Source organism: Vibrio sp. D54, from assembly GCF_021728075.1.
GTDB classification, from domain to species: Bacteria; Pseudomonadota; Gammaproteobacteria; order Enterobacterales; family Vibrionaceae; genus Vibrio; species Vibrio alginolyticus.
Window position 1 is genome coordinate 34,576 of sequence record NZ_JAKKCS010000022.1, and the last position, 25,580, is coordinate 60,155.

The following is a 25,580-nucleotide window of genomic DNA, read 5'->3' on the forward strand; positions in this document are numbered from 1 at the left end:
CCTAATTACCAAGTTTGGGTTGCTTTGAAGTCGTCAGTCAGTTTCTTCAACTGAGCTTCGATTTCATCGTTGTAAGCGCCAGACTTGTCGATCTCAGCTGCTAGTTCAGCGTATTGACCGCGAGCGTACGATAGTAGAGCCGCCTCGAAATCTAGAACTTTGTTAAGTTCTACATCATCAAGGTAACCGCGCTCTGCCGCGAAGATAGTTAGAGCTTGGTCAAATACAGACATTGGAGCGTACTGCTTCTGCTTCATTAGTTCTGTAACTTTTTGACCATGGTCTAGCTGTTTCTTCGTTGCGTCATCAAGGTCAGAAGAGAACTGAGCAAATGCCGCTAGTTCACGGTATGCAGCTAGTGCTGTACGGATACCACCTGATAGTTTCTTGATGATTTTCGTCTGAGCTGAACCACCTACACGAGATACTGAGATACCTGGGTCAACAGCAGGACGAACACCAGCGTTGAATAGCTCAGTTTGTAGGAAGATCTGACCATCGGTAATCGAGATTACGTTAGTCGGTACGAATGCTGAAACGTCACCTGCTTGAGTTTCGATGATAGGAAGAGCAGTCAAAGAACCAGTCTTACCTTTCACTTCACCGTTAGTGAAACGCTCTACGTACTCTTCGTTTACACGAGCTGCACGCTCTAGTAGACGCGAGTGTAAGTAGAATACGTCACCTGGGAATGCCTCACGGCCTGGTGGACGTTTAAGTAGTAGAGAGATCTGACGGTAAGCTACCGCTTGCTTAGATAGATCATCGTAAACAATCAGTGCGTCTTCACCGCGATCGCGGAAGTATTCACCCATCGCACAACCTGCGTAAGGCGCTAGATATTGAAGCGCTGCAGATTCAGAAGCTGATGCAACTACAACGATAGTGTTTTGTAGTGCGCCGTGCTCTTCTAGTTTGCGAACAACGTTAGCGATAGTCGATGCTTTCTGACCGATTGCTACGTAGATAGAGAAAATACCAGAGTCTTTCTGGTTGATGATCGCGTCGATCGCCAGTGCTGTTTTACCAATCTGACGGTCACCGATGATAAGCTCACGCTGACCACGACCGATTGGGATCATTGAGTCAACTGACTTATAACCAGTTTGCACAGGTTGGTCTACCGATTTACGGTCGATTACACCTGGTGCGATCACTTCTACAGGCGAAGTCATTTTCGCTTCGATTGGACCTTTACCATCGATAGGCTCACCCAGCGTGTTTACTACGCGGCCTAGTAGTTCTGGACCAACTGGCACTTCAAGAATGCGGCCAGTACCTGTAACTTTCATGCCTTCCTTAAGGTCAGCATATGGGCCCATTACAACCGCACCAACCGAGTCACGCTCAAGGTTAAGTGCCAGTGCATAACGGCCACCCGGTAATTCAATCATTTCACCTTGCATCACGTCCGCTAGGCCGTGGATGCGGATGATACCATCGCTTACCGATACGATAGTACCCTCGTTGCGAGCTTCACTAACAACTTCGAAAGATTCGATACGTTGTTTGATCAGATCGCTAATTTCCGTGGAATTAAGTTGCATGCTCCAATCCCCATTAAGACTGCAATGCATCGCTCAGGCGGTTCAAACGACCACGCGCTGAGTCATCGATGACTAGGTCTCCGGCTCGAATAATAACCCCACCAAGTAGGGTCTCATCTACACTGCAATTCAGCTTCACTTTGCGTTCAAGACGCTTTTCAAGTTTGCTGCCAATGTTTGCAAGTTGTTCATCAGAAAGCTCTGTTGCTGAAATTACTTCAACATCAATTTCTTTCTCATGTTCTTTTTTCAGAGTAAAAAACTCTTTACAAACATCAGGAAGGGCCGCTAAACGACCATTCTCAGCCATTACCTTCATAAGGTTTTGACCGTGCGCATCAACTTGTTCACCGCAAACTGCAACAAAAATTTCTGCCATTTTATCAGCAGAAACCGAACCCGTTAGTAGTTCGTTCATTTGTTCGTTTTTGGCCACTTCAGCAGCAAAAGATAACATTTGGCCCCATTGGTCCAACTGGTCTTTCTCTAAAGCAAAGTCGAAGGCTGCTTTAGCATAGGGGCGTGCGATAGTAGTCAAATCAGACATATGCGCCCCCAGACTTAAAGTTTTGCAGTAATGTTGTCGAGAATATCTTTTTGCGCATCTTTATCGATAGAACGCTCAAGGATTTTCTCAGCACCAGCTACAGCCAGAGTAGCAACTTGTTTGCGCAGCTCATCGCGTGCACGATTGCGTTCAGCTTCAAGTTCTGCTTCTGCTTGCGCTAGGATTTTCTGGCGTTCTGCCTGAGCTTCCTCGCGAGCTTCATCAAGAATTTGAGACTTACGCTTGTTCGCTTGTTCGATGATCTCAGTTGCTGTGCGCTTCGCTTCTTTCAATTGATCAGAAGCGTTGGCTTGTGCTAGATCCAAGTCTTTCGCAGCACGTTCTGCTGCTTGAAGACCATCAGCAATTTTCTTCTGACGCTCTTCGATCGCTTGCATCAATGGTGGCCATACATACTTCATGCAGAACCACACAAATAGTGCGAACGAGATTGCTTGACCTAGCAGAGTTGCGTTTATGTTCACAACAGCTACCCCTCTATTTGGACTTAGTGTTAATCAGTGACAAGCGATAATCGCCCGTCCCGAGTTAAAGGTGATTAACCTAGTTGACCAACGAATGGGTTTGCGAAAGTGAATAGTAGCGCGATTACGATACCGATCATTGGAACCGCATCAAGTAGACCCGCGATGATGAACATCTTAACTTGTAGCATAGGAGCCATTTCTGGTTGACGTGCAGCACCTTCTAGGAATTTACCACCTAGCAGTGCGAAACCAATCGCTGTACCAAGAGAAGCAAGACCGACGATAATACCTACGGCGATTGCAGAAAAGCTCAGTAAAGTTTCCATTACTATCTCCAATTTATAGTTGTTGGCTTAGTGCCCAAATAAAAAGCTTTAAAAAAATTAATGATCAGGATCTTCGTGTGCCATTGACAGGTAAACAATTGTCAACATCATGAATACGAAGGCTTGAATCGTAATAACCAAGATATGGAAGATTGCCCACGGTAGTGAACCCATCCATTGTAAGTACCATGGTAGCATTGCCGCACAAAGAATGAATACAACCTCACCCGCGAACATGTTACCGAATAGACGCATACCAAGTGATAGAGGTTTCGCTAATAGCGATACCACTTCAATTAGTAGGTTAAACGGAATCATCAGTGGGTGATTGAATGGATGTAGTGCAAGTTCTTTTGCGAATCCACCTAGACCTTTTACTTTGATGCTGTAGTAAATCATCAATGCAAAAACGCCTAGAGCCATAGCCATGGTGATATTCACATCAGCAGACGGTACAACCTTAAGGTAAGGAATACCTAGCCAATGCTCTGCTGGGTATGGTAAGAAGTCGATAGGAACTAAGTCCATCACGTTCATCAAAAATACCCAACAAAAGATAGTCAGTGCTAAAGGCGCGATCAGTGGGTTGCGTCCATGGAACGTGTCTTTGACGTTATCGGCGACAAATTCAACGATCATTTCTACAGCACACTGAAGCTTACCCGGTACACCCGCTGTTGTTCTCTTTGCTACTTTGTAAAAAATTCCGAGGAAGATTAAACCAGTAAACCAAGAAAAAAACAGGCTATCGATATGTACGTTCCAGAAACTTGTCTCCGACCCTACTAAACCCAACTTGTATAGCGATAGGTTAGAAAGGTGGTGGGCAATGTAACCGGACGATGTTAGCGCTTCACCTGGCGCAGCCATAACTCATCCTATTTTTTGTTGTTAATGAATAGCACTGGTGCACAGATATTAATACCTAGTACCAGCAAATAGGTTAGTTTGAGGGGAACAAGTTCCACCTGCATATACATGTAGGCAACATAGAACAGTGCAACCGTGATGAGAATTTTCAGTACTTCACCCGTATAGAAGGAAGCAGCGATGCGCTTGGCAGCGCGAGCTCCACTAAACATGAAAGCACACAGCGCGAATACTGCATTGGCAACAACAAAAATGCCTCCGCCAATCAGCGCTGAAAATCCCCAGTCAGGATTTATGGCTACCGCCATTCCTGCTGCCACAAAAATAACCGCGCCAGACTGGATCATTAACAATTGCCTTGCGAGCTCTCGTCCTGGTCTAGCTAACGCAGCTACCATGTATTCGTACCTCTAGTAATATCCACTTCGCACTTAACTCTCTGTGCTGGGAAATTGGCGAAAATTATACGTTCAGTTCAACGTAAAGCAATTCGATTGCATCAAAAACTTACAGTTTTGTTTACAAAACGACAACTTTCGCACAAAATTCGATTAATTAGATTAATTGACCTAAATCAATTATCTCATCTAGGCCTCAAGCTTGGCAATTAGTTGGTCCAATTTGTGAGGCTCATCAAGACTTATCGTCAATTTCGCTTTTCCGTTTGCAGAACGGGTAAGAGAAACTTTTGCATCAAGCAGCTGACTCAATTTATGCGACATTTGCTCGGCTTCGGTATCCTCTTGTTGCCCTTTTTGCTCATTTTGTGGGGCTAAGCACTTTTTTACTAACTGTTCGGTTTGGCGAACAGTCATTTGCTTCTTAGCCACTTGTTGAGCTACTTCGACTTGCTGTTCGCCTTCTAACGCTAACAGAGCTCGAGCATGACCCATTTCCAATTTTTTATCTGCAACCAGACCTTTTACATCAACTTCCAACTGATTCAGACGTAATAGGTTACTCACCGTCGTTCTTGATTTACCAATCACATCGGCCACTTGCTGATGTGTCAGCGTGAATTCATCTTGTAGACGCTCAAGCGCTTGGGCTTCCTCAATCACATTCAAGTCTTCACGTTGAATGTTTTCAATCAACGCCATGGCGATGGCGGCACGATCTTCAACTTTTTTCACCAAACACGGCACGCGTTTTAAACCCGCCTGCCTTGCAGCACGCCAGCGGCGTTCACCTGCGATGATCTCAAACTGACCACTTTCGACCTGGCGAACCACGATTGGTTGAATAATGCCTTGTGATTGAATCGAAGCCGCTAGTTCTTCTAGCGCTTCAGGCGCCATATCTTTACGCGGTTGGTATACGCCCGGCTGCAATTGACCAATCGCTAAATCGGTTAACTCACCGTCTGCCGATAATTCTTGGCTATGCGATGCAATATGCTGTTTTTCACGAGCAAACGAACTGGTCGACAATAACGCATCCAGTCCTTTTCCGAGACCACGCTTAGACATGGGATTGAATTCCTTAGGTTAGAGTTAAACTGGGATTTCTTCGCGGCGGAGCATTTCGCCCGCTAGAGCAAGATACGCTTTGGCACCTGCGGAGTACTTATCGTAGTACATTGCAGGCTTACCGTGACTTGGTGCTTCAGCCAAACGAACATTACGCGGAATGACAGTACGGTAAACTTTATTCCCAAAGTGTTTTTTAAGTTGATCGGATACTTCATTCGATAAGCGGTTGCGTGGGTCGTACATGGTACGCAATAAACCTTCGATTTTGAGGTTTTCATTCACAACAGCCGCTAACTTGCTGATTGTATCCATAAGAGCAGTTAAACCTTCTAACGCAAAGTATTCACATTGCATCGGCACCAGCACAGAGTCAGCTGCCGCCATCGCATTGATTGTAAGAAGGTTTAGAGAAGGAGGACAATCAATAAAGATGAAATCATAGTTATCGCGAACTGACGACAATGCATTTTTTAGACGCACTTCACGAGCGAAAACTTCCATCAATTTGATTTCTGCCGCGGTTACGTCTCCGTTCGCCGCGATCAAATCATACTTCCCTGTTGTTTGGGTACAAACGACTTGATCGAACGGTGTATCTTCGACCAAAAGATCGTATGCGGTGGCGTCAACCATATACTTATCCACGCCACTGGCCATCGTAGCATTACCTTGCGGGTCGAGATCGATCACCAAAACCTTGCGCTTTGTTGCCGCCATCGAAGCCGCTAAGTTAATGCACGTTGTTGTTTTGCCGACCCCACCTTTCTGGTTGGCGATTGCTACAATTTTACCCACGATTACCTCGCTAATTTTCCTTGCGCGATAAGATTACTAGATGACGATCACCTTCCAACTCAGGAACAGCCAAAGATATGATCTCTGTCACACTGCACCATTCAGGAAGCTGATCCATTTCATCTTTAGGGTGCTGTCCTTTCAGCGCTAGAAACACCCCGTGCTCTTGTTTCGGCAAATGGTGGCACCATTCCACCATGTCTGTCATTGAAGCAAAAGCTCGACTCAAAACGCCATCAAATTTTTCTTCAGGCTGGAATTCTTCGACGCGACTTTGAATTGGTGTCACGTTTTTCAGCCCTAATGTGTGCACGACTTGCTTGATAAAACGGATGCGTTTGCCAAGACTGTCGAGCAAAAAGAAGGTTTTCTCAGGGTTCATGATTGCCAAAGGGATGCCCGGTAACCCCGGACCAGTACCAACATCAATGAAGCGCTCACCGGGCAGGTGTGCGCTTACAACGATACTATCAAGAATATGTTTCACTAACATATCAAGCGGATCACGTACCGATGTTAAATTGTACGCTTTGTTCCATTTGTCGAGCAGTTCGACATAACCAACTAACTGCTCTCGTTGCTGTTCTGACACTTCCAAATCGGTTTTCGCGATCAGTGAATCCAGCTTTGTTCGCAATGCGCTCATTATTCTTCCTCACCTTTCTTCAGCAAACCATGCTTTTTCAAGTGAACAAGTAGAATAGAAATTGCAGCAGGCGTAATACCAGAAATGCGTGATGCAATACCGATGCTCTCTGGTTTGGCCTCGCTCAGTTTAGCAACGACTTCGTTTGATAAACCTTTTACATCGCGGTAATCCAAATCAGCAGGTAACTTGGTATTTTCGTGACGCAGTGATTTTTCGATCTCTTCCTGCTGACGCTTGATGTAACCATCGTATTTCACTTGAATTTCAACTTGCTCAGCCGCTTGCTGATCTTCAAGTGCAGGAGCAAACGCTTCAAGTTGCGTCAGTTGCGAATAAGTGATCTCTGGACGACGCAGAAGATCCTCACCACTCGCTTCACGGGCCATTGGGGTTTTCAGTAGCTTGTTCAGCTCATCAACACCCTCTGACTTCGGATTCATCCACGTTGCTTTCAAACGCTGACGCTCCGTTTCCATATTGTTGATTTTCTCGTTAAAGCGAGCCCAACGAACATCATCAATCAAGCCTAGCTCGCGCGCTTTTTCCGTTAAACGCAAATCGGCATTATCTTCACGAAGTAGCAGGCGGTATTCCGCACGAGAAGTGAACATGCGGTACGGCTCTTTGGTACCCATGGTCGATAAGTCATCAATCAACACACCCATGTAAGCTTGGTCACGACGTGGGCTCCAGCCTTCTTTGTCTTGGCTAAACAAGCTTGCGTTTAGGCCCGCCATCAAGCCTTGCGCTGCGGCTTCTTCGTAGCCAGTCGTACCATTAATCTGGCCAGCAAAGAACAAACCATGGATGAACTTCGTCTCGTACGTTTGCTTCAAATCACGTGGATCGAAGAAATCGTATTCAATCGCATAACCTGGGCGAACGATGTGTGCATTTTCAAACCCTTTCATTGAGCGCACGATTTGTACTTGCACATCAAATGGCAAGCTGGTCGAGATACCATTAGGGTATAACTCGTGCGTGGTTAGGCCTTCTGGCTCAATGAAGATTTGGTGGCTGTTTTTGTCAGCGAAACGCATCACTTTGTCTTCAATAGACGGACAGTAACGAGGACCAATACCTTCAATCACACCTGCGTACATTGGACTGCGATCCAAGTTACTACGGATCACATCGTGAGTTTGTTCATTGGTGTGGGTAATGAAACATGGAATCTGACGCGGATGCTGTTCACGTTTGCCCATGAACGAGAATACAGGCGTTGGGTTATCACCGTGCTGAGCTTCTAGCACTGAAAAATCAACTGTACGAGCATCAATGCGCGGTGGAGTACCTGTTTTTAAACGATCCACACGGAACGGCAGTTCACGCAGTCGATCCGCTAATGCGATCGATGGTGGATCCCCGGCACGACCACCAGACGAGCTTTCCATACCTATGTGGATCTTACCACCAAGGAAGGTACCCACGGTTAGCACAACGGCTTTCGCATGGAAGCGAAGTCCCATTTGAGTTACCACACCAACTGCGCGATCTTGTTCAACAATCAGATCATCAACTGACTGCTGGAACAACGTTAAGTTAGGCGCATTTTCTAATGCATTACGAACGTACGCTTTGTACAGAGCGCGATCGGCTTGAGCTCGAGTTGCTCGTACTGCAGGACCTTTGGAGGCATTTAGTGTACGAAACTGAATACCTGCATGGTCGATAGCTTCAGCCATCAAACCGCCCATAGCATCTACTTCTTTTACTAAGTGACCTTTACCAATACCACCGATCGCCGGATTACAAGACATCTGGCCTAATGTATCGATGTTATGGGTAAGGAGAAGCGTTTTTTGTCCTGTGCGTGCAGATGCGAGCGCGGCTTCCGTTCCTGCGTGTCCGCCACCGACAACAATGACGTCAAAGTTTTCGTGATAAAGCATGAACTGACCTCAGGTATTCAAAGGGATTTAATGGACAGATAAAGGAGCCGTATTTTACCTGCTTTATGCCAGAGAGAAAAACGTTTTCTCGTTTTATCCGTTTTAAGCTTCAAGATAAATATATATAAGATCTATATATATGATCTTTTATTAGATCTACTATTAGGATCGACCGTTTCTGTGGATAACCTAAAAATGATCAACAAGATCATGGATCTTCTTTGGATCATATCTTGTGATCATGATTGGATCAGATCGAGGATTACCTGGGATCAAAAGTGGTGGTTATACACAGGGGGTAAAATTGATCAAAGTTGTTATTGGGATAACTAAAGGAAAATCACTGGATCTTATTGTAGTTATCCACAGTCTGTTTGGTTAGTTTTTGAGCGGTTAAACAAAATAATTTGGTGGGAGTTATTCACATGGGAGAAAACAGAGCCGAATTTCGACTCTGTTGAAGGGAAAGTCGTGAGTTTAAAAACGTTCGATATTCTCTTTTAACCACATCTCTGCGGCGTCTTCTGGCACATCATGGCTCAGTACATCGATTTTAAAGCAATCTGCGAGAGGGGTTGCACCAATATCCTCTAATAAATCATAAGCGTGTTGACCAGCGGCACAGAACGTATCGTAGCTAGAGTCACCAATCGCAATCACCGCAAATTTTACATCAGTCATTTTTGGCGGTGTATTTTGTAATGCTGCGATAAAAGGTTGGATATTATCAGGATACTCACCAGCTCCATGTGTAGAGGTGATCACCAACCACGTACCTTGATTTTCGATATCACTGAGGGAAGGCTGGTTGTGGATCGTTGTTTCAAATCCATTCTCGTTGAATAGATCACTCAGGTGATCCCCTACGTATTCTGCGCCACCTAACGTGCTGCCTGTAATAATGTGGATCATACTTCTTCCTTATTGAATGCGACGGCTAAAGCTCATGGATGGCTTGCCGTACAAAAAGAAACGCGGTGTGAGTTAAGCTCAGCACCGCGCGTTCGATTATTTACTTCCCGATACAGAATGAAGAGAAGATTCGTCCCAGTAAGTCGTCAGAACTGAACTCACCGGTAATCTCATTGAGATGTTGTTGGGTGATGCGTAGCTCTTCAGCCAATATTTCACCTGCCATATAGCCTTCAAGTTGCTCCTGGCCTATTTGAAGGTGCTGTGCGGCACGTTCTAATGCATCGAGATGACGACGACGAGCCATAAACCCACCTTCACTGTTGCCAGAGAAGCCCATACACTCCTTGAGATGATCGCGCAGAGCTTCAACCCCTGCACCAGTCTTCGCTGACAAACGGATAAGAGTAGGGTTATTGACGTGGCAGATCCCCATATCTTCACCCGTTTGATCCGCTTTATTACGGATCACAGTTATGCCAATGTTGTCTGGTAGGCGATCCACAAAATCTGGCCAGATATCTTTCGGATCGGTGGCATCGGTTGTAGTGCCATCCACCATGAACAACACGCGGTCTGCTTGGGCTATTTCATCCCACGCGCGTTCGATACCGATTTTCTCTACTTCATCGGAAGCATCACGCAAACCTGCTGTATCAATGATGTGTAGTGGCATGCCATCAATATGGATATGCTCACGCAGTACATCACGCGTGGTTCCTGCGATGTCGGTTACGATTGCAGATTCTTTACCCGATAGCGCGTTCAGTAGGCTTGATTTGCCCGCATTTGGACGACCCGCAATCACGACTTTCATCCCTTCACGCATAATAGCGCCTTGGTTAGCTTCTTTGCGCACCGCATCTAGGTTGTCGATGATGGCTTGTAGGTCACCAGCCACTTTACCGTCGGCCAAAAAGTCGATCTCTTCTTCAGGGAAGTCGATGGCTGCTTCAACATAGATACGCAAATGAATCAGCGACTCAACTAAGGTATTAATGCGGCCTGAAAATGCGCCCTGTAAGGATTGCAGCGCCGATTTTGCTGCTTCTTCAGAACTGGCATCAATGAGGTCTGCGATCGCCTCGGCTTGAGCGAGGTCGAGTTTATCGTTCAGAAATGCGCGTTCAGAGAACTCACCAGGGCGAGCAGCTCGAATACCATCTATACCTAGAATGCGTTTTATCAGCATATCCATCACGACGGGGCCGCCATGGCCTTGCAGCTCAAGTACGTCTTCACCGGTAAATGAGTGCGGGTTAGGGAAGTACAGTGCGATGCCCTGATCAAGCACAGTGCCATCTTCTGACTTAAACGGCAGGTACTCTGCGTAGCGGGGCTTTAGTGTTTTGCCAGTGACTTCTAACGCCACTTGGTTGGCTTTAGGGCCAGAAACTCGAATAATACCGACACCGCCACGACCAGGCGCGGTCGCTTGAGCGACAATCGTATCTGTAGTCATAATTTTGCCTTTTGAGCTGGGCTATAGGGAAGATACCTAGGGAGCCATCACAATTAATTAGCTGAATTGTAATCAGCCAAAAACAAAAAGGCGACCTTTTGGCCGCCTTTCTCAATCATTTCCTAAAAGGTTACTTGCTGTGTAAGCCTTTTTTCTCTAATCCTTTGTAGATCAGAGTTTGCTGGATAAGCGTTACGATGTTCGACACCAACCAGTACAGAACGAGACCTGATGGGAAGAACAAGAAGAAGAAGGTAAACATAACCGGCATAAAGGTCATGATCTTCTGCTGCATTGGATCCGTTACCGTTGTCGGGCTCATCTTCTGGATTAGGAACATAGACGCACCCATCAATAGCGGCAGGATGTAGTAAGGGTCCTGCGCTGAAAGGTCATGAATCCAACCGAAGAATGGAGAGTGACGTAGCTCTACCGATTCCATTAGTGCCCAGTAAAGCGCGATGAAAATAGGCATCTGTAGGATAAGAGGTAGACAACCACCTAGTGGGTTCACTTTCTCTTTCTTGTACAGTTCCATCATTTCTTGGCTCATGCGCTGACGGTCATCACCGATACGCTCACGCATTGCTTGCAGCTTAGGCTGTAGCATGCGCATTTTCGCCATAGACGTGTATTGCGCTTTTGTTAGTGGGTACATTGCACCACGAACGATGAAGGTCAGACAGATGATTGCCACACCCCAGTTACCAACAAAGCTCTGGATGAATGAAAGCAACATATGAAGAGGCTTCGCAATGAACCATAACCAGCCGTAGTCCACTACTAGGTCTAGGTTAGGTGCCACTTCTGCCATTTCATCTTGCAGTTTTGGACCAACCCAAAGTGTTGCTTCAAACTTAGCCTGATCGCCTGTTGCGATAGTTTTGTTCGGCATACGAACGCCGATGTCGCCTAGGTTGCCAATTACACGAGTGTATAGGTTAGTACCTGGTTCGTTACGTGGGATCCAAGCTGCGGCAAAGTAGTGCTGAATCATTGCTGCCCAACCTTGGCCATCGGCTAGGTTAAGAGACAGGTTGCGATCCTGCATATCATCAAAGCTGTACTTCTTGTAACGCGTATCTTCTGTTGAGTATGCGCCACCACGGTAAGTAGGCATTGTGATGCTACCACCATCGTCCATTAGGTTTTGACGTAGGTGAGCGTACATACCAAATGTTGCGTTGTTGCCTGAGTTGTTCACTACATCGTATTCAACATTAAGCGCGTAGCTGCCGCGTTTAAAGATGTAAGTTTTGGTGTATTCGATGCCGTTTGCAGTGAATGTCATCGGAACGCGAAGTTCATCTTGACCGTCAGCCATTGTGAAGCTGTCTGCACTTACGTTGTAGTGAGGGCGATTTGTGCTGCTCAAGTCGATACCTTGAGGACCCACTAGACCGCTTTGAGCGATAAATTGGTGACCTTGAGCGTCTTTAAGCAGAACAAAGGAATCTGATGAATCTAACTCAGCAGAGTATTCGTTAAGGTTGGCATGTACCACATCGCCACCAACGGTGTCGATCGACAGAGTTAAAACATCAGTCGTTACTGTGATAGTTTTTGCAGAAGCTTGCTGTTGACCAGGAACTGGGTCAAGTTCATCAGCAAAAGATGGTGCAGGTAGAGTGCTGCTTGATTGAGCCTGTTCAACTGCTTGAGGTTCTGGATTCTTTGCAACTTGCCATTGTTGAAACAGCAAAAAAGAAACCAGGGCCAAACCGATGAGCAGGATATTACGTTGAGAATCCATCGTTAGTTATCTCTGTCTTGTTTTTGGACTGGTGGAACGGGGTCATACCCCCCTTCATTCAAAGGGTGGCATTTTAATAGACGTTTGCCTGATAACCAACATCCTTTTACAAAACCGTGAGCTCTCAAAGCTTCTAGCGCGTAAGTGGAACAGGTTGGTGTGAACCGGCAACGAGGACCAATCAAAGGGCTGATAAACCAGCGATACAGATAAACGAGCCCAATGGCTATCCACGTGAAGGGCGAGACAGGCGTTGCCATAGCTTATCAAACAACTTAAAAATTTCCTCATTGCTTAAATCTTGCGCGCTTTTCTTCGCAATCACAACAAAATCTTTGTTTGGAAGCTGATGTTGATTGTTACGAAAGCTTTCACGAGCCAAACGCTTAAATCGGTTACGACCGACAGCCGTTTTGATTTGCTTTTTGGGAACCGCTAAACCTAATCGTGGGTGAGAAAGTTTGTTATTGCGAGCAATGATGGTGAAATGAGGCGAGCCAGCTCGATGAGCTTGCTGGAAGACGTTTTGATAATGCTCGGGAGTTAACAAACGTAACTCCCGATTAAACGCGTACGTGTTCAAAATAAACTAGCGATTATTTTGATAGGCGCGCACGGCCTTTTGCACGACGTGCGTTGATAACTTTACGACCGTTCTTAGTTGCCATGCGAGCACGGAAGCCGTGAGTACGCTTGCGCTTTAGAACTGTAGGTTGAAAAGTGCGTTTCATGATAATTACCTTTACTGATCAGTAGTTTTAGGTTCTTGTTAAACCCGGCGTGGGTATTTGCTTTCTTATATAAAGAAGCTCTTTATATAGAGAAGGACAACCGACGCCTCTCAACAAAGAGGCGGAATTGTAATCACACTCACATAATGTGTCAATGACTCAATGAGTACGAAATTCCGGCCGGGCGATTATACGTAGTGTGAGTAAAATCTCAAGGATCAATCGATCCTGATGCTTGATCGTTACTCTATTCCTACTTGGTTAAGGAATTTTTTCAAACGAGGATCTTGTGGATTATCGAAGATATCCTGTGGAGAACCTTGCTCAACGATATTGCCTTCCGCCATGAAGATCACTCTATCAGCGACTTCTTTCGCGAATTGCATCTCGTGCGTCACCACCAGCATAGTTTGATGCTGATTAGCTAACTTCTTCATTAATGAGAGAACTTCACCGACCCATTCAGGATCCAGCGCAGAAGTTGGTTCGTCAAACAACAGCAGTTCTGGTTGCAGCGCCATCGCTCGGCCGATACCCACACGTTGTTGTTGGCCGCCAGACAATGCCGCTGGATAACTATCGCCTTTATCCCCAAGACCGATATCATCCAGAATTTGTTGCGCTCGTTTGAGAGCATCGGCTTTTTTCCAACCTCGAACGGTCACTAGACCTTCGGCAATGTTCTGGCGCGCATTCATATGGGCAAACAGGGCATAGTTTTGGAACACAAAGCCAGTTCGACGACGCAGCGCTAATACTTCGGCTTTAGTGTGTTTTTGAGTATCAACGGAGATGTCATCTATCGTGATACTACCTTCATCTGCTTGTTCTAGAAAGTTCACCGTACGCAGCAAGGTTGATTTACCCGTACCACTTGAGCCGATAATCACGATGATCTCACCTTGCTTAATATCGAGGTCGATGCCTTTCAGCACTTCAGTCTCACCAAAACGTTTGTGAATATTTTCTAACTTAATCATCGTACGTACGCCTTATTCAGTTTTGCTTCTGCCCAGATTTGTACGCGAGTCAGAATTACCACCACGCCCCAGTAAATAAGAGCAACCGCAAGGAAAGCTTCAAAGAAACGGAAACTTGATGAGGCTTCCATCTGTGCTTTCGCCATGATTTCGGCCACACCAAGCGTGAAAGCGAGAGACGTTGACTTGATCATATCGATGAAGTAGTTCATCAATGAAGGCAGTGCGACACGCGTTGCTTGAGGTAAAATCACTCGGCGCATTGCTTGGGATGTCGTCATACCGACCGATAAGCTCGCTTCCATTTGGCTGCGATCAATGCCAATAATGGCGGCACGAATACTTTCCGCCATATAAGCGGCAAAGTGCAGCGTTAAACCGATAACCGCTGCTGAAAAGGCGTCGATACCGACCATCAATGGAAAAATTTGCGGTAAGCCGTAATAAAGCAGGAAAAGCTGAACCAACAGTGGGGTGCCACGGAAGAAGCTGATGTACAGTTGGCTTAATTGATCCAGAACTGGCAGTTTAAATACGCGAATATTGGCTAAAATGACGGATAAAATCAGCGAAAACACCAATCCCCATGTCGCCATTTCCATGGTTGTGCCAAGATATTTCAGCAATATCGGCAACAGTTCCAACATGTAATTAAAGTCAAATCCCATACGGCTTACCTAAAGGCTAGAGAAAAGAAAAGGTGGAAAACAAGTTCCACCTTTACGTAAGTTTATTTTAGTCCGAGAGTGATACCACTTTGCGGCCTAAAGTACAAAGAGTTCTTATTTCGTGATGTCAGCGCCAAACCACTTCACGGAAATTTTCTCTACTGTACCATCTGCGCGCATCTCAGCTAGTGCTTTGTTTACTTCTTCTTGCAGCTTACGACCTTTCTCGTTGTCAACGAAAGGCCATGCGTTTTGAATGGTCTCAAACGGTTCGCCTGCCAATTCCAGAGGAAGGCCAGTTTTCTTAATCAGCTCTAACGCAGAAAGACGATCCATTACAAACGCGTCTGCACGACCGAGCGCCACGTCATGTTCGATACCTGTGTCGTACGTTTTAATGTTGATCTTGCCGTCTTTGTCGTATTGACGCAGCAGTTGCTCAAAGTTAGAGCCTAGGTTCACCGCAACGGTTTTGCCCGCAAGATCGTCAACACCTTTGATGCTGTCGTTGCCTTTACGCACGGTAATTTGTGCGCCATCTACAACGTAAGGGTCAGCAAATAGGTATTTAGCTTTACGCTCATCAGTCATGGTGATTTGGTTGGAGATCGTATCGATACGACCAGTTTCTAAAAGACCAAATAAACCAGAGAAGTTGGCTGTTACGTATTCGATTTTGTAATCGTTACGTTTACCGATTTCATCCCACATGTCGACTTCAAAGCCTTGTAGCTTGTCTTGCTTTACAAAAGTAAACGGGAAGTAGCGACCTGACATACCAACTTTGACTTCAGTAGCGGCTTGTACGGTTGCTGCCGACAGTGCAATGGCTGCAACGGCAACCTTAATCCAGTTTTTCATAATACATCTCCATAATTTTATGGTTGGAAATACTACTGTTAGTTAGCTCAATTAAATAAATAACCAAGAGCAATAACCTAGACCTGTGAGTTATTAGATAATAGAAGAAGAATGTTAAATGTGACGAAAATGCGAACTGAACCTAGCGAAATGATCGACAAAATCATCATTGGGAATAAAATAATACACAGACTTATCACCAATCGCTCGATCTTGTGAATTTTGCCCAATTGTGGATCGTTGTGTGGGCAAATTTGGGGCAAGGTGTGTTGATCTCATCAAGTTTGCAGAAATAATTGTGAATAACTTGGATCTTATTCACTGGATCGTCGATCAATCGCTGGCGATCTTGGTTATCAACAGGTAAAATTGCCAGTCTTTTCCGATAATTCAATTACTCAGTGGGGGCACCGTGTCATCTTCGCTTTGGCTGCAATGTTTGCAGCAGCTTCAAGAAGAGCTACCAGCTACAGAATTCAGCATGTGGGTTCGTCCGCTACAAGCGGAGCTCAATGACAATACTCTCACTCTATTCGCGCCAAACCGCTTTGTGTTGGACTGGGTGCGTGATAAGTATCTGAACAATATTACTCGCTTACTGCAGGAATACTGCGGTGGCGATATTCCTAACTTACGTTTTGAAGTGGGGAGCCGACCTGTCTCCGCACCAAAACCAGCGCCGACACGTACGCCTGCAGATGTGGCTGCCGAGTCATCTGCACCTGCGCAATTACAGGCGCGTAAGCCAGTACACAAAACCTGGGATGACGATGCTCAAGCGATTGCGGCTATCAATCACCGCTCAAACATGAACCCAAAGCACAAGTTCGACAACTTTGTTGAAGGTAAGTCGAACCAACTGGGTTTGGCTGCGGCGCGTCAGGTATCGGATAATCCTGGTGCAGCATACAATCCGCTGTTCCTATACGGCGGCACGGGCTTGGGTAAAACGCACTTGTTGCATGCGGTGGGCAACGCGATTGTGGATAACAACCCGAACGCAAAAGTGGTCTACATGCACTCAGAACGTTTTGTGCAAGACATGGTAAAAGCGTTGCAAAACAATGCGATTGAAGAATTCAAACGCTACTACCGCAGCGTGGATGCGCTCCTTATCGATGACATCCAATTCTTTGCTAATAAAGAACGTTCACAAGAAGAATTCTTCCATACCTTCAACGCACTATTGGAAGGTAATCAGCAGATCATTCTAACGTCTGACCGTTATCCTAAAGAAATTAATGGCGTTGAAGATCGTCTTAAATCTCGCTTTGGTTGGGGTCTTACTGTTGCGATCGAGCCACCTGAGCTTGAAACGCGTGTGGCGATTTTGATGAAAAAAGCTGAAGATCACCAAATCCACCTTGCTGATGAAGTGGCATTCTTCATTGCCAAGCGTCTGCGTTCGAACGTTCGTGAGCTAGAAGGTGCACTGAACCGTGTTATCGCGAATGCGAATTTTACTGGTCGTCCAATTACGATTGATTTTGTTCGTGAAGCGCTGCGCGATCTGCTTGCTCTACAAGAGAAGCTGGTGACGATCGATAACATTCAAAAGACCGTGGCGGAATACTACAAGATTAAAGTGGCGGACTTGCTGTCTAAGCGTCGTTCTCGTTCTGTAGCGCGTCCTCGTCAGCTGGCTATGGCGTTAGCAAAAGAGCTAACCAACCATAGCTTGCCTGAAATTGGCGATGCGTTTGGGGGCCGCGATCATACGACCGTACTTCATGCTTGTCGCAAGATTGAGCAGCTGCGTGAAGAGAGCCACGACATTAAAGAAGATTACTCTAACTTGATTCGCACCCTGTCTTCGTAATCGGTTAGAATAACGGTATTCTAAGCAAATCATTTATTGAGCTGACAGCGTAAAGAGCCAAGCATGAAATTTACCATTGAACGTAGTCATTTAATCAAACCGCTACAGCAGGTTTCGGGCGCTTTAGGTGGCCGACCAACTCTGCCAATCTTGGGTAACCTACTTCTTAAAGTAGAAGAGAACGTATTGTCGATGACGGCAACCGATCTTGAAGTAGAGTTAGTAAGCAAAGTGACGCTAGAAGGTGATTTTGAAGCGGGCAGCATTACCGTTCCTTCGCGTAAGTTTCTCGATATCTGCCGTGGTTTACCGGACGATGCGATCATCACATTTGTATTAGAAGGTGATCGCGTACAAGTTCGCTCTGGTCGCAGCCGTTTCTCGTTGGCAACGCTTCCTGCGAACGATTTCCCTAATATTGAAGACTGGCAAAGCGAAGTGGAAGTATCACTGAGCCAAGCTGATTTACGTACGCTGATCGACAAAACTCAGTTCTCGATGGCGAATCAAGACGTTCGTTACTACCTCAACGGCATGTTGTTTGAAATTGACGGCACCACGCTACGCAGCGTGGCGACGGACGGCCACCGTATGGCGGTATCGCAAACTCAGCTAGGTGCGGACTTTGCGCAGAAGCAAATCATCGTGCCACGCAAAGGTGTGCAAGAATTAGTAAAGTTGATGGATGCGCCAGAGCTGCCCGTAGTACTTCAGATCGGTAGCTCCAATGTTCGTGCTGAGGTGAATAACTTTACTTTTACCTCTAAGTTGGTTGATGGTCGTTTCCCTGACTACCGCCGTGTATTGCCTCAGAGCACCAATAAGACACTAATAGCAAGTTGTGACGAGTTGCGCCAAGCCTTCTCTCGTGCTGCGATTCTTTCCAATGAAAAATTCCGTGGCGTGCGTGTGAATCTGGCTGATACTGAAATGCGCATAACCGCGAATAACCCAGAACAAGAAGAAGCGGAAGAGATGCTTGATGTAACCTTTGAAGGTGACGCCATCGAAATCGGCTTTAACGTAAGCTATGTGCTTGATGTTCTGAACACGTTGCGTTGTGAAAATGTACGTGTGTCGATGTCGGATGCTAACGCTAGCGCGTTGATTGAAAATGCCGACGATGACAGTGCCATGTACGTGGTGATGCCAATTCGTCTATAAGCCAACTGAATGCCTCTTTCTCGTCTCATCATTCAGCAGTTTCGAAACATTAAAGCCTGTGATATTGAGTTATCAGCAGGCTTTAACTTTCTTATCGGGCCGAACGGCAGCGGTAAAACCAGTGTCTTAGAAGCGGTTTATCTGCTCGGACATGGCCGCTCATTCAAGAGCTCTCTCACCGGACGAGTGATACAAAATGAGTGTGACGAACTGTTTGTTCATGGTCGTTTTTTGAACTCGGATCAATTTGAGCTACCTATCGGCATTAATAAGCAGCGTGATGGCTCAACAGAGGTTAAAATAGGCGGTCAATCTGGACAAAAATTAGCGCAGTTGGCACAAGTTCTGCCTCTGCAGTTGATACACCCAGAAGGGTTTGATTTACTGACAGATGGCCCTAAACATCGTCGTGCGTTTATTGATTGGGGCGTGTTTCATACCGAGCCCGCTTTTTATCAAGCATGGGGAAGGTTCAGGCGCCTGAACAAGCAGCGCAACGCGTTGTTGAAAACCGCCAATAGTTATCGTGAGCTCAGTTATTGGGATCAGGAAATGGCAGGATTGGCTGAAAACATCAGCCAATGGCGAGCAAGTTACATCGAGCAGATGAAAACCGTCGCAGAAACTATCTGTCAGACATTTTTGCCAGAATTTGAGATCCAATTGAAGTATTATCGTGGCTGGGATAAAGACACCCCATACCACGAGATACTAGAAAAGAATTTTGAGCGTGATCAGGCATTGGGATACACCTTTAGTGGTCCAAACAAAGCTGATTTGCGCATTAAAGTGAACGGAACGCCCGTTGAAGATGTTCTGTCACGCGGTCAATTAAAACTCATGGTGTGTGCATTGCGTGTAGCGCAAGGGCAACACCTGACAGAGATGGCCGGTAAACAATGCATTTACCTAATTGATGACTTCGCGTCGGAATTAGATAGCCAACGTCGCAAGCGTCTTGCTGACTGCTTAAAAGAGACGGGCGCACAAGTATTTGTAAGCTCTATCACTGAAAGCCAAATCGCCGATATGTTGGACGATAACGGTAAATTGTTTCATGTGGAACATGGCAGGATAGAGTCAAACTAGAAGAGAGAAACTCATGTCTGAAAATTACGATTCATCGAGTATTAAGGTACTGAAGGGTCTGGATGCGGTACGTAAGCGTCCAGGAATGTACATCGGCGATACGGACGACGGCACCGGCCTTCACCACATGGTTTTCGAGGTGGTGGATAACTCAATTGATGAAGCGTTGGCAGGTCACTGTAAAGACATCGTTGTGACAATTCATGAGGATAACTCGGTTTCCGTTAGCGATGATGGTCGTGGCATTCCAACAGAAATCCACTCAGAGGAAAATGTCTCTGCAGCAGAAGTAATCATGACGGTTCTTCACGCGGGTGGTAAGTTCGACGATAACTCATACAAAGTATCGGGTGGTCTTCACGGGGTAGGTGTTTCAGTAGTAAACGCACTATCAGAGAAAGTTGAGCTAACGATTCATCGTGGTGGCCATATCCATACGCAAACCTACCGCCATGGTGAGCCTCAAGCGCCACTAGCCGTTGTGGGTGATACGGATAAAACCGGTACACAAATTCGTTTCTGGCCAAGTGCCGAAACGTTCTCTAACACTGAGTTCCACTATGACATTCTGGCGAAACGCCTGCGTGAACTGTCATTCCTGAACTCTGGTGTGTCGATCAAATTGGTTGATGAACGTGAAGCGGACAAACATGATCACTTCATGTATGAAGGTGGTATTCAAGCGTTCGTTGATCACCTAAACACCAACAAAACGCCAATCATCGAAAAAATCTTCCACTTTAACTCTGAGCGTGAAGACGGCATTTCAGTTGAAGTGGCGATGCAATGGAACGATGGTTTCCAAGAGAACATCTTCTGCTTTACCAACAATATCCCACAGCGTGATGGTGGTACTCACCTTGCTGGTTTCCGTGCTGCGCTAACACGTACATTGAACAGCTTTATGGATAAAGAAGGTTTCTCGAAGAAAGCGAAAACAGCGACTTCAGGCGACGATGCGCGTGAAGGTCTAACTGCGGTTGTTTCGGTGAAAGTGCCTGATCCTAAGTTCTCAAGCCAAACAAAAGACAAACTGGTTTCTTCTGAAGTGAAATCAGCTGTTGAGTCTGCAATGGGTGAAAAACTGTCTGAGTTCCTGATTGAGAACCCGACAGAAGCGAAGATGGTTTGTTCGAAAATCATCGATGCAGCACGTGCTCGTGAAGCAGCGCGTAAAGCTCGTGAAATGACGCGCCGTAAAGGTGCACTAGACCTAGCTGGCCTTCCAGGTAAACTTGCAGACTGTCAGGAAAAAGATCCGGCACTCTCTGAACTATACATAGTGGAGGGTGATTCGGCAGGCGGCTCCGCAAAACAAGGCCGTAACCGTAAGAACCAAGCGATCCTACCGCTAAAAGGTAAGATTCTTAACGTAGAAAAAGCACGTTTCGACAAGATGCTATCTTCTCAAGAAGTAGCAACACTGATCACCGCACTAGGTTGTGGTATCGGTCGTGACGAGTACAACCCGGACAAGCTTCGTTACCACAACATCATCATCATGACCGATGCCGATGTCGATGGTTCGCACATCCGTACGCTACTGTTGACCTTCTTCTACCGTCAAATGCCAGAGCTTATCGAGCGTGGCTATGTGTACATCGCTCAGCCACCACTATACAAAGTGAAAAAAGGCAAACAAGAGCAGTACATCAAAGACGAAGAAGCGATGAACCAATACCAAGTATCATTGGCTCTGGATAATGCATCGCTACACGTAAACGCAGAAGCACCAGCATTGGCAGGTGAAGCACTAGAGAAGCTTGTTCAACAGTACAATGCGGGGATTAAACTGGCGGAACGTATGAGCCGTCGTTACCCAAGTGCTTTGGTAAACGAGCTGATTTACACTCCTCGCCTAACGCCAGAGCAATGCCATGACGCATCAGTTGTGGAAGCGTGGACGAAGCAGCTTATTGAGCAGCTGAATGCGAAAGAAGTGGGTGCGAGCCAATACAGCTACGAAGTTGAGCAGCACGAAGAGCTTGGCTTAAACTTGCCTAAGATTGTGGTTCGTACTCACGGTGTGACGCACGAACATGCAATTAGCATCGACTTCCTAAACTCGAAAGAGTACGGCAAGTTGGCTGATCTATCAGAAGCACTTGATGGACTTCTGGAAGAAGGCGCGTACATCAAGCGTGGTGAGCGTACTATGCCAGTGGCAAACTTTGCAGAAGCGCTTGACTGGTTAGTGAAAGAGTCAATGCGTGGATTAAGCCGTCAGCGCTACAAAGGTCTAGGTGAGATGAACCCAGACCAACTTTGGGAAACCACCATGGACCCAGAAACTCGTCGTATGATGCAGGTAACGATTGAAGATGCGGTAGGCGCAGATCAACTGTTCACTACGCTAATGGGTGACCAAGTAGAACCTCGTCGTAACTTCATCGAAGAGAACGCACTGAAAGTAGCGAACCTAGACGTATAACGACACTGTTCGTGATAGTAAAAAGCAGCGAGAAATCGCTGCTTTTTTTGTTGTACCACCAGCTAAAATCGCCACTTTCTGCTAAAGCGGATGTTTTTCTGGTACTAACTGCCAACAACCCGATCAAGCCTGCCATTTTATTTCTGTTTTCTTTTTTTCTCGCCATTTTGTTCGCTTGAGCGTTTTTGCTTTCTTTTTTCTGCTCGCTATAGTGCTGAAGAGCTGATGAATAAGGAGACTAAGAAAATGGTGATGACTTTCCTGAACTAAGCCGGAAGTGATGCACTTCCGGTTCAATGCACTGAATTTATTTGTAAGACAAGGCATTAAGAAGGAAATAATCATGTTTGAACGCTGGTTCTCAGCGTACTGCTTGGCGCTGCGAACTTGGTGGTTAACCAGTCGCTTTTTAACCTATCAATCACCACTAAGGTTGTTATCGCTATTTGAAATCTGCGAGCAACAAGCCCATTGCCGTAACCGAGCTCGTATTGCGGTTGGGGACACGGTTCGCTTAGTGGATGTTGAACGCGCCTATCAATATCGCATGACATTGGTCAGCTCGCGTAAGGGGCAACCCATGACAGGTATGCTCGCGGTCGATTCTTATTTGGGGTCTCGACTGTTAGGTCGAGCTAAAAATGATGCGCTCGAAGTGGAAATTTTTAATCAGCGACGCTGCTTTGTGATTACTGAAATTGTTCATCAATCGCAGCCACCAGCTCAGAAAATGCTGTGTGGTTGTCTGTTGTGCCAATAAATAGAGGTGAAGTCATGAGTAAGAAAGAAAAGAAACAACCGCAGTTGAGTCTAAAAGAAAAGCGCAAACTAAAGCAGGAAAAGGCGGCAGAAAAGGGCGTTGTAAAAGCGCGTAAATCCTCCCGCAAGTAAAGTTTAGATTGAGCCCTCCAGAACGGCGGGCTTTTTATCACTGATCGTGAAGTGATGAGGAACTAAGCTGTTCAAGGGGATAGTGGATGCTTTAAAAATTTTTTATTTTTTCCCTTGAAAGTCATTTTTGACGACCTTATATCTAGTTGTGAAGAGGGTGACTGGCTTGCTAGAGACTAGAAGACCAGCCCTCTTAAATCGCTAAAACGAGATCGCTCAGAAGAGGATATGGCGTTTTAGCACACAACTTAAACCTTTAGATTCAATATCATGTCTCCGAGCCAAACCAAGGCCAGTGGAATGATAAGAATCTCTTAGTTCGGCGTTGGTTTTTGCATAAACACGCCAGTAGGATGAAACTCATCTGAACTAAGACTATTGCTTAATTAAGAGGATAGATTTATGCGTAATGTAGATTTCTCACCACTATACCGTAATGCAATTGGCTTTGATCGTCTGCTAAACCTGATGGAAGCGAATACAGCGAAAAATACTTCTGGCGGTTACCCTCCATACAACATTGAGCAAAAAGACGAGCACAACTACCGTATTACTATGGCCGTTGCTGGCTTTGCTGAAGAACAGCTCGATCTGACTCAAAACGAAAACATGTTGATTGTGAAGGGCGAACGTAAAGCAGAAGAAGGCAAAAACTACGTTTACCAAGGTATTGCAGAACGTGATTTTGAACGTAAATTCCAGCTAGCGGATTACGTAAAAGTCGTGGGTGCATCAATGGAAAACGGTCTGCTTCATATCGATTTAGTTCGTGAAATCCCTGAAGCCATGCAACCACGTAAGATTGCTATCGGTGGCAACAACCTGATTGAGAACAACTAATCAGTTAACCACCCGGTTATAGAATGAGAAAGAGCGCCATATGGGCGCTCTTTTTAGTTTGGGGGTTTTCAAATCCGCTATTTCAAAGCCGTAATTTCAAAGAGAAGAACGGCTGAGTTCAATCCGTCTATTTACCTTCGCGGTAAGCCTTTTCCACTTCTTCAGCGATAATCGCAATGCCTTTTTGCATCATCTCATCATCTTGAACGTAGTTCATACGCAGGCATTGGTGCGCGTGATCCCACTCGTCTTGCTGACCAATAAAGAAATATTCACCAGGGACAATCAATACGCCACGCGCTTTCAAGCGTTGGTACAGTTCCATTGTTGTGATTGGCAGTTCATCAAACCATAACCACAAGAAGATAGCGCCTTCCGGCTTGTGGATGCGGAATCGCTCATCGGTAATTGCTTGTTGGAGCAGTTCAACCGCACGTTGTGATTTTTGCTTGTAGAACGGCTTAATCACCTCTGAACTCAGTTTAAGCAGATCACCTTTGCCAATTATATGGTTTGCCAGCGCTGGACCAACACTGCCCGGCGCTAGGCTGATGATGCCGTTCATATTGGTTAACGCTTGAGTGATTTCTTCACTCGCAATCACAATGCCACAACGCACGCCCGGTAAACCAAGCTTAGATAGGCTCATGCATAGGATGGTGTTTTCATTCCAGAACGGTTCGACATCTTCAAAGATGATGTTCGGGAAAGGTAGACCGTAGGCGTTATCGATGATCAGTGGGATGTTGTTCTCACGTGCTAGCTTGTCCAGCTTACGTACTTCTTCATCTGTCAGTACATTACCCGTTGGGTTAGTTGGGCGAGACGCGCAGATTGCCGCAACAGAGTCGTCGACGGCGAGTTGCTCAAAATCGACGTGGTATTTAAACAGGCCGTTATCTAACAGCTCGATTTCTGGGTGGTAAGAGATAAAGATATCTTCATCAATGCCAGCATCACCATAACCGATGTATTCAGGCGCGATAGGCAGTAGCACTTTCTTGTGCGAACCGTCTGGCTGTTTACCTGCCAACAAGTTGAACAAGTAGAAAAAGCCACTTTGGCTACCGTTAGTTAGGCTGATGTTTTTTTCGGAAATATCCCAGCCGTAAGTTTCACGGAATAACTGAGCTAGCGCTTTGACGAACGCGTCTTTACCCTGCGGGCCATCGTAGTTGGCGAGGGCGGCGACGAGCTCCCCACTGGCGAGCATTTCCTCACTGGCTTGGTGAAAGTAATCGAGCATGGCAGGAATGGCGGCAGGATTACCTCCACCGAGCATGATGGCACCTGGTGTGCGCAGACCATCATTCAAATCGTCCATTAACTGCGTAATACCTGAATACTGATTAAATTTTTCACCAAACTTTGAGAACTGCATGCTGACTTATAC

Annotated in this window: 26 protein-coding genes; 6 read left to right on the plus strand and 20 right to left on the minus strand. The window is 46.0% G+C overall.

The annotated features are described in order from the left end of the window. Positions 1 to 5: 5 nt before the first annotated feature. The 19 genes from atpA to L3V37_RS21625 form a co-directional block, all read right to left on the minus strand. The gene (gene atpA / locus L3V37_RS21535) at positions 6 to 1,547 is read right to left on the minus strand and encodes a F0F1 ATP synthase subunit alpha (RefSeq protein WP_005378931.1); all 1,542 of its coding nucleotides are present in this window, start codon (positions 1,545 to 1,547) and stop codon (positions 6 to 8) included. A gap of 13 nt (positions 1,548 to 1,560) precedes the next feature. Then, on the minus strand, positions 1,561 to 2,094 hold the full coding sequence (gene atpH, locus L3V37_RS21540; protein ID WP_138939885.1) for a F0F1 ATP synthase subunit delta: 534 nt from the start codon (positions 2,092 to 2,094) through the stop codon (positions 1,561 to 1,563). A gap of 14 nt (positions 2,095 to 2,108) precedes the next feature. Continuing rightward, on the minus strand, positions 2,109 to 2,579 hold the full coding sequence (gene atpF / locus L3V37_RS21545) for a F0F1 ATP synthase subunit B (protein ID WP_005378929.1): 471 nt from the start codon (positions 2,577 to 2,579) through the stop codon (positions 2,109 to 2,111). 74 nt (positions 2,580 to 2,653) lie between these two features. Further along, positions 2,654 to 2,908 (minus strand): F0F1 ATP synthase subunit C, encoded by a 255-nt coding sequence (gene atpE, locus L3V37_RS21550; protein WP_002540812.1) that lies wholly within the window; start codon positions 2,906 to 2,908, stop codon positions 2,654 to 2,656. A 57-nt stretch (positions 2,909 to 2,965) separates the two neighbouring features. Next, on the minus strand, positions 2,966 to 3,778 hold the full coding sequence (gene atpB / locus L3V37_RS21555) for a F0F1 ATP synthase subunit A (protein ID WP_005378922.1): 813 nt from the start codon (positions 3,776 to 3,778) through the stop codon (positions 2,966 to 2,968). 8 nt (positions 3,779 to 3,786) lie between these two features. Continuing rightward, positions 3,787 to 4,176, minus strand: a complete 390-nt coding sequence (locus L3V37_RS21560) for a F0F1 ATP synthase subunit I (protein WP_005378921.1) — start codon at positions 4,174 to 4,176, stop codon at positions 3,787 to 3,789. Positions 4,177 to 4,365: 189 nt separating this feature from the next. After that, the gene (locus tag L3V37_RS21565; protein WP_017821562.1) at positions 4,366 to 5,247 is read right to left on the minus strand and encodes a ParB/RepB/Spo0J family partition protein; all 882 of its coding nucleotides are present in this window, start codon (positions 5,245 to 5,247) and stop codon (positions 4,366 to 4,368) included. Positions 5,248 to 5,271: 24 nt separating this feature from the next. Continuing rightward, positions 5,272 to 6,045 (minus strand): ParA family protein, encoded by a 774-nt coding sequence (locus L3V37_RS21570; protein WP_005383838.1) that lies wholly within the window; start codon positions 6,043 to 6,045, stop codon positions 5,272 to 5,274. Positions 6,046 to 6,055: 10 nt separating this feature from the next. Further along, entirely contained in the window at positions 6,056 to 6,691 is a 636-nt protein-coding gene (gene rsmG, locus L3V37_RS21575; RefSeq protein WP_005378902.1) for a 16S rRNA (guanine(527)-N(7))-methyltransferase RsmG, read from the minus strand. Further along, positions 6,691 to 8,586, minus strand: coding sequence for a tRNA uridine-5-carboxymethylaminomethyl(34) synthesis enzyme MnmG (gene mnmG / locus L3V37_RS21580; protein ID WP_005378901.1), 1,896 nt, complete (start codon positions 8,584 to 8,586; stop codon positions 6,691 to 6,693). Before mnmG ends, rsmG begins: the two co-directional genes overlap by 1 nt. A 477-nt stretch (positions 8,587 to 9,063) precedes the next feature. Next, positions 9,064 to 9,498 carry an FMN-binding protein MioC gene (mioC, locus tag L3V37_RS21585; RefSeq protein WP_136976933.1) on the minus strand — a complete coding sequence of 145 codons (435 nt, stop codon included), beginning with the start codon at positions 9,496 to 9,498 and terminating at the stop codon, positions 9,064 to 9,066. A 100-nt stretch (positions 9,499 to 9,598) separates the two neighbouring features. Beyond that, positions 9,599 to 10,960: a tRNA uridine-5-carboxymethylaminomethyl(34) synthesis GTPase MnmE gene (gene mnmE / locus L3V37_RS21590; protein WP_005383836.1), complete on the minus strand. Its 1,362-nt coding sequence runs from the start codon at positions 10,958 to 10,960 to the stop codon at positions 9,599 to 9,601. Positions 10,961 to 11,090: 130 nt separating this feature from the next. Continuing rightward, on the minus strand, positions 11,091 to 12,713 hold the full coding sequence (gene yidC, locus L3V37_RS21595) for a membrane protein insertase YidC (RefSeq protein WP_005383834.1): 1,623 nt from the start codon (positions 12,711 to 12,713) through the stop codon (positions 11,091 to 11,093). Positions 12,714 to 12,715: 2 nt separating this feature from the next. Beyond that, the gene (yidD, locus tag L3V37_RS21600; RefSeq protein ID WP_005378822.1) at positions 12,716 to 12,973 is read right to left on the minus strand and encodes a membrane protein insertion efficiency factor YidD; all 258 of its coding nucleotides are present in this window, start codon (positions 12,971 to 12,973) and stop codon (positions 12,716 to 12,718) included. Beyond that, a complete protein-coding gene (rnpA, locus tag L3V37_RS21605; protein ID WP_005394102.1) occupies positions 12,940 to 13,263 on the minus strand; it encodes a ribonuclease P protein component in 324 nt (107 codons plus the stop codon). The genes yidD and rnpA overlap by 34 nt, the downstream gene beginning before the upstream one ends. A gap of 46 nt (positions 13,264 to 13,309) precedes the next feature. Beyond that, positions 13,310 to 13,444: a 50S ribosomal protein L34 gene (gene rpmH, locus L3V37_RS21610; protein WP_005378825.1), complete on the minus strand. Its 135-nt coding sequence runs from the start codon at positions 13,442 to 13,444 to the stop codon at positions 13,310 to 13,312. A gap of 242 nt (positions 13,445 to 13,686) precedes the next feature. After that, positions 13,687 to 14,424, minus strand: coding sequence for an amino acid ABC transporter ATP-binding protein (locus L3V37_RS21615; RefSeq protein WP_213971095.1), 738 nt, complete (start codon positions 14,422 to 14,424; stop codon positions 13,687 to 13,689). Next, positions 14,421 to 15,092: an amino acid ABC transporter permease gene (locus L3V37_RS21620; protein ID WP_005378829.1), complete on the minus strand. Its 672-nt coding sequence runs from the start codon at positions 15,090 to 15,092 to the stop codon at positions 14,421 to 14,423. The genes L3V37_RS21615 and L3V37_RS21620 overlap by 4 nt, the downstream gene beginning before the upstream one ends. Positions 15,093 to 15,206: 114 nt before the next feature. Further along, positions 15,207 to 15,953 carry an amino acid ABC transporter substrate-binding protein gene (locus L3V37_RS21625; RefSeq protein ID WP_005378831.1) on the minus strand — a complete coding sequence of 249 codons (747 nt, stop codon included), beginning with the start codon at positions 15,951 to 15,953 and terminating at the stop codon, positions 15,207 to 15,209. A 412-nt stretch (positions 15,954 to 16,365) separates the two neighbouring features. Here L3V37_RS21625 and dnaA point away from each other — a divergent pair, with 412 nt between their 5' ends. The 6 genes from dnaA (at position 16,366) to L3V37_RS21655 (ending at position 24,187) form a co-directional block, all read left to right on the plus strand. After that, positions 16,366 to 17,772 carry a chromosomal replication initiator protein DnaA gene (gene dnaA / locus L3V37_RS21630; protein WP_005378835.1) on the plus strand — a complete coding sequence of 469 codons (1,407 nt, stop codon included), beginning with the start codon at positions 16,366 to 16,368 and terminating at the stop codon, positions 17,770 to 17,772. Positions 17,773 to 17,835: 63 nt separating this feature from the next. Next, a complete protein-coding gene (dnaN, locus tag L3V37_RS21635) occupies positions 17,836 to 18,936 on the plus strand; it encodes a DNA polymerase III subunit beta (protein WP_237307077.1) in 1,101 nt (366 codons plus the stop codon). A 9-nt stretch (positions 18,937 to 18,945) separates the two neighbouring features. Further along, positions 18,946 to 20,025: a DNA replication/repair protein RecF gene (gene recF / locus L3V37_RS21640; RefSeq protein WP_237307078.1), complete on the plus strand. Its 1,080-nt coding sequence runs from the start codon at positions 18,946 to 18,948 to the stop codon at positions 20,023 to 20,025. A 13-nt stretch (positions 20,026 to 20,038) separates the two neighbouring features. Continuing rightward, a complete protein-coding gene (gyrB, locus tag L3V37_RS21645; protein WP_005378841.1) occupies positions 20,039 to 22,456 on the plus strand; it encodes a DNA topoisomerase (ATP-hydrolyzing) subunit B in 2,418 nt (805 codons plus the stop codon). 343 nt (positions 22,457 to 22,799) lie between these two features. Next, positions 22,800 to 23,216: a GreA/GreB family elongation factor gene (locus L3V37_RS21650; RefSeq protein ID WP_017635594.1), complete on the plus strand. Its 417-nt coding sequence runs from the start codon at positions 22,800 to 22,802 to the stop codon at positions 23,214 to 23,216. Between the two features lie 533 nt (positions 23,217 to 23,749). Next, on the plus strand, positions 23,750 to 24,187 hold the full coding sequence (locus L3V37_RS21655; protein ID WP_005378857.1) for an Hsp20 family protein: 438 nt from the start codon (positions 23,750 to 23,752) through the stop codon (positions 24,185 to 24,187). Between the two features lie 127 nt (positions 24,188 to 24,314). Here L3V37_RS21655 and L3V37_RS21660 read toward each other — a convergent pair whose 3' ends face one another. Continuing rightward, positions 24,315 to 25,568: a valine--pyruvate transaminase gene (locus L3V37_RS21660; protein ID WP_017635592.1), complete on the minus strand. Its 1,254-nt coding sequence runs from the start codon at positions 25,566 to 25,568 to the stop codon at positions 24,315 to 24,317. Positions 25,569 to 25,580 lie beyond the last annotated feature (12 nt).

Coding starts and splice junctions, on each gene's coding strand:
- L3V37_RS21655 (WP_005378857.1), top strand. CDS start 23,750: ATGCGTAATGTAGATTTCTCACCACTATACCGTAATGCAATTGGCTTT.
- gyrB (WP_005378841.1), top strand. CDS start 20,039: ATGTCTGAAAATTACGATTCATCGAGTATTAAGGTACTGAAGGGTCTG.
- atpB (WP_005378922.1), bottom strand. CDS start 3,778: ATGGCTGCGCCAGGTGAAGCGCTAACATCGTCCGGTTACATTGCCCAC.
- atpA (WP_005378931.1), bottom strand. CDS start 1,547: ATGCAACTTAATTCCACGGAAATTAGCGATCTGATCAAACAACGTATC.
- atpE (WP_002540812.1), bottom strand. CDS start 2,908: ATGGAAACTTTACTGAGCTTTTCTGCAATCGCCGTAGGTATTATCGTC.
- rpmH (WP_005378825.1), bottom strand. CDS start 13,444: ATGAAACGCACTTTTCAACCTACAGTTCTAAAGCGCAAGCGTACTCAC.
- L3V37_RS21660 (WP_017635592.1), bottom strand. CDS start 25,568: ATGCAGTTCTCAAAGTTTGGTGAAAAATTTAATCAGTATTCAGGTATT.
- mioC (WP_136976933.1), bottom strand. CDS start 9,498: ATGATCCACATTATTACAGGCAGCACGTTAGGTGGCGCAGAATACGTA.
- rsmG (WP_005378902.1), bottom strand. CDS start 6,691: ATGAGCGCATTGCGAACAAAGCTGGATTCACTGATCGCGAAAACCGAT.
- L3V37_RS21565 (WP_017821562.1), bottom strand. CDS start 5,247: ATGTCTAAGCGTGGTCTCGGAAAAGGACTGGATGCGTTATTGTCGACC.
- L3V37_RS21625 (WP_005378831.1), bottom strand. CDS start 15,953: ATGAAAAACTGGATTAAGGTTGCCGTTGCAGCCATTGCACTGTCGGCA.
- L3V37_RS21650 (WP_017635594.1), top strand. CDS start 22,800: ATGTTTGAACGCTGGTTCTCAGCGTACTGCTTGGCGCTGCGAACTTGG.
- yidC (WP_005383834.1), bottom strand. CDS start 12,713: ATGGATTCTCAACGTAATATCCTGCTCATCGGTTTGGCCCTGGTTTCT.
- dnaN (WP_237307077.1), top strand. CDS start 17,836: ATGAAATTTACCATTGAACGTAGTCATTTAATCAAACCGCTACAGCAG.
- yidD (WP_005378822.1), bottom strand. CDS start 12,973: ATGGCAACGCCTGTCTCGCCCTTCACGTGGATAGCCATTGGGCTCGTT.
- L3V37_RS21615 (WP_213971095.1), bottom strand. CDS start 14,424: ATGATTAAGTTAGAAAATATTCACAAACGTTTTGGTGAGACTGAAGTG.
- mnmE (WP_005383836.1), bottom strand. CDS start 10,960: ATGACTACAGATACGATTGTCGCTCAAGCGACCGCGCCTGGTCGTGGC.
- atpH (WP_138939885.1), bottom strand. CDS start 2,094: ATGTCTGATTTGACTACTATCGCACGCCCCTATGCTAAAGCAGCCTTC.
- recF (WP_237307078.1), top strand. CDS start 18,946: ATGCCTCTTTCTCGTCTCATCATTCAGCAGTTTCGAAACATTAAAGCC.
- mnmG (WP_005378901.1), bottom strand. CDS start 8,586: ATGCTTTATCACGAAAACTTTGACGTCATTGTTGTCGGTGGCGGACAC.
- L3V37_RS21620 (WP_005378829.1), bottom strand. CDS start 15,092: ATGGGATTTGACTTTAATTACATGTTGGAACTGTTGCCGATATTGCTG.
- L3V37_RS21560 (WP_005378921.1), bottom strand. CDS start 4,176: ATGGTAGCTGCGTTAGCTAGACCAGGACGAGAGCTCGCAAGGCAATTG.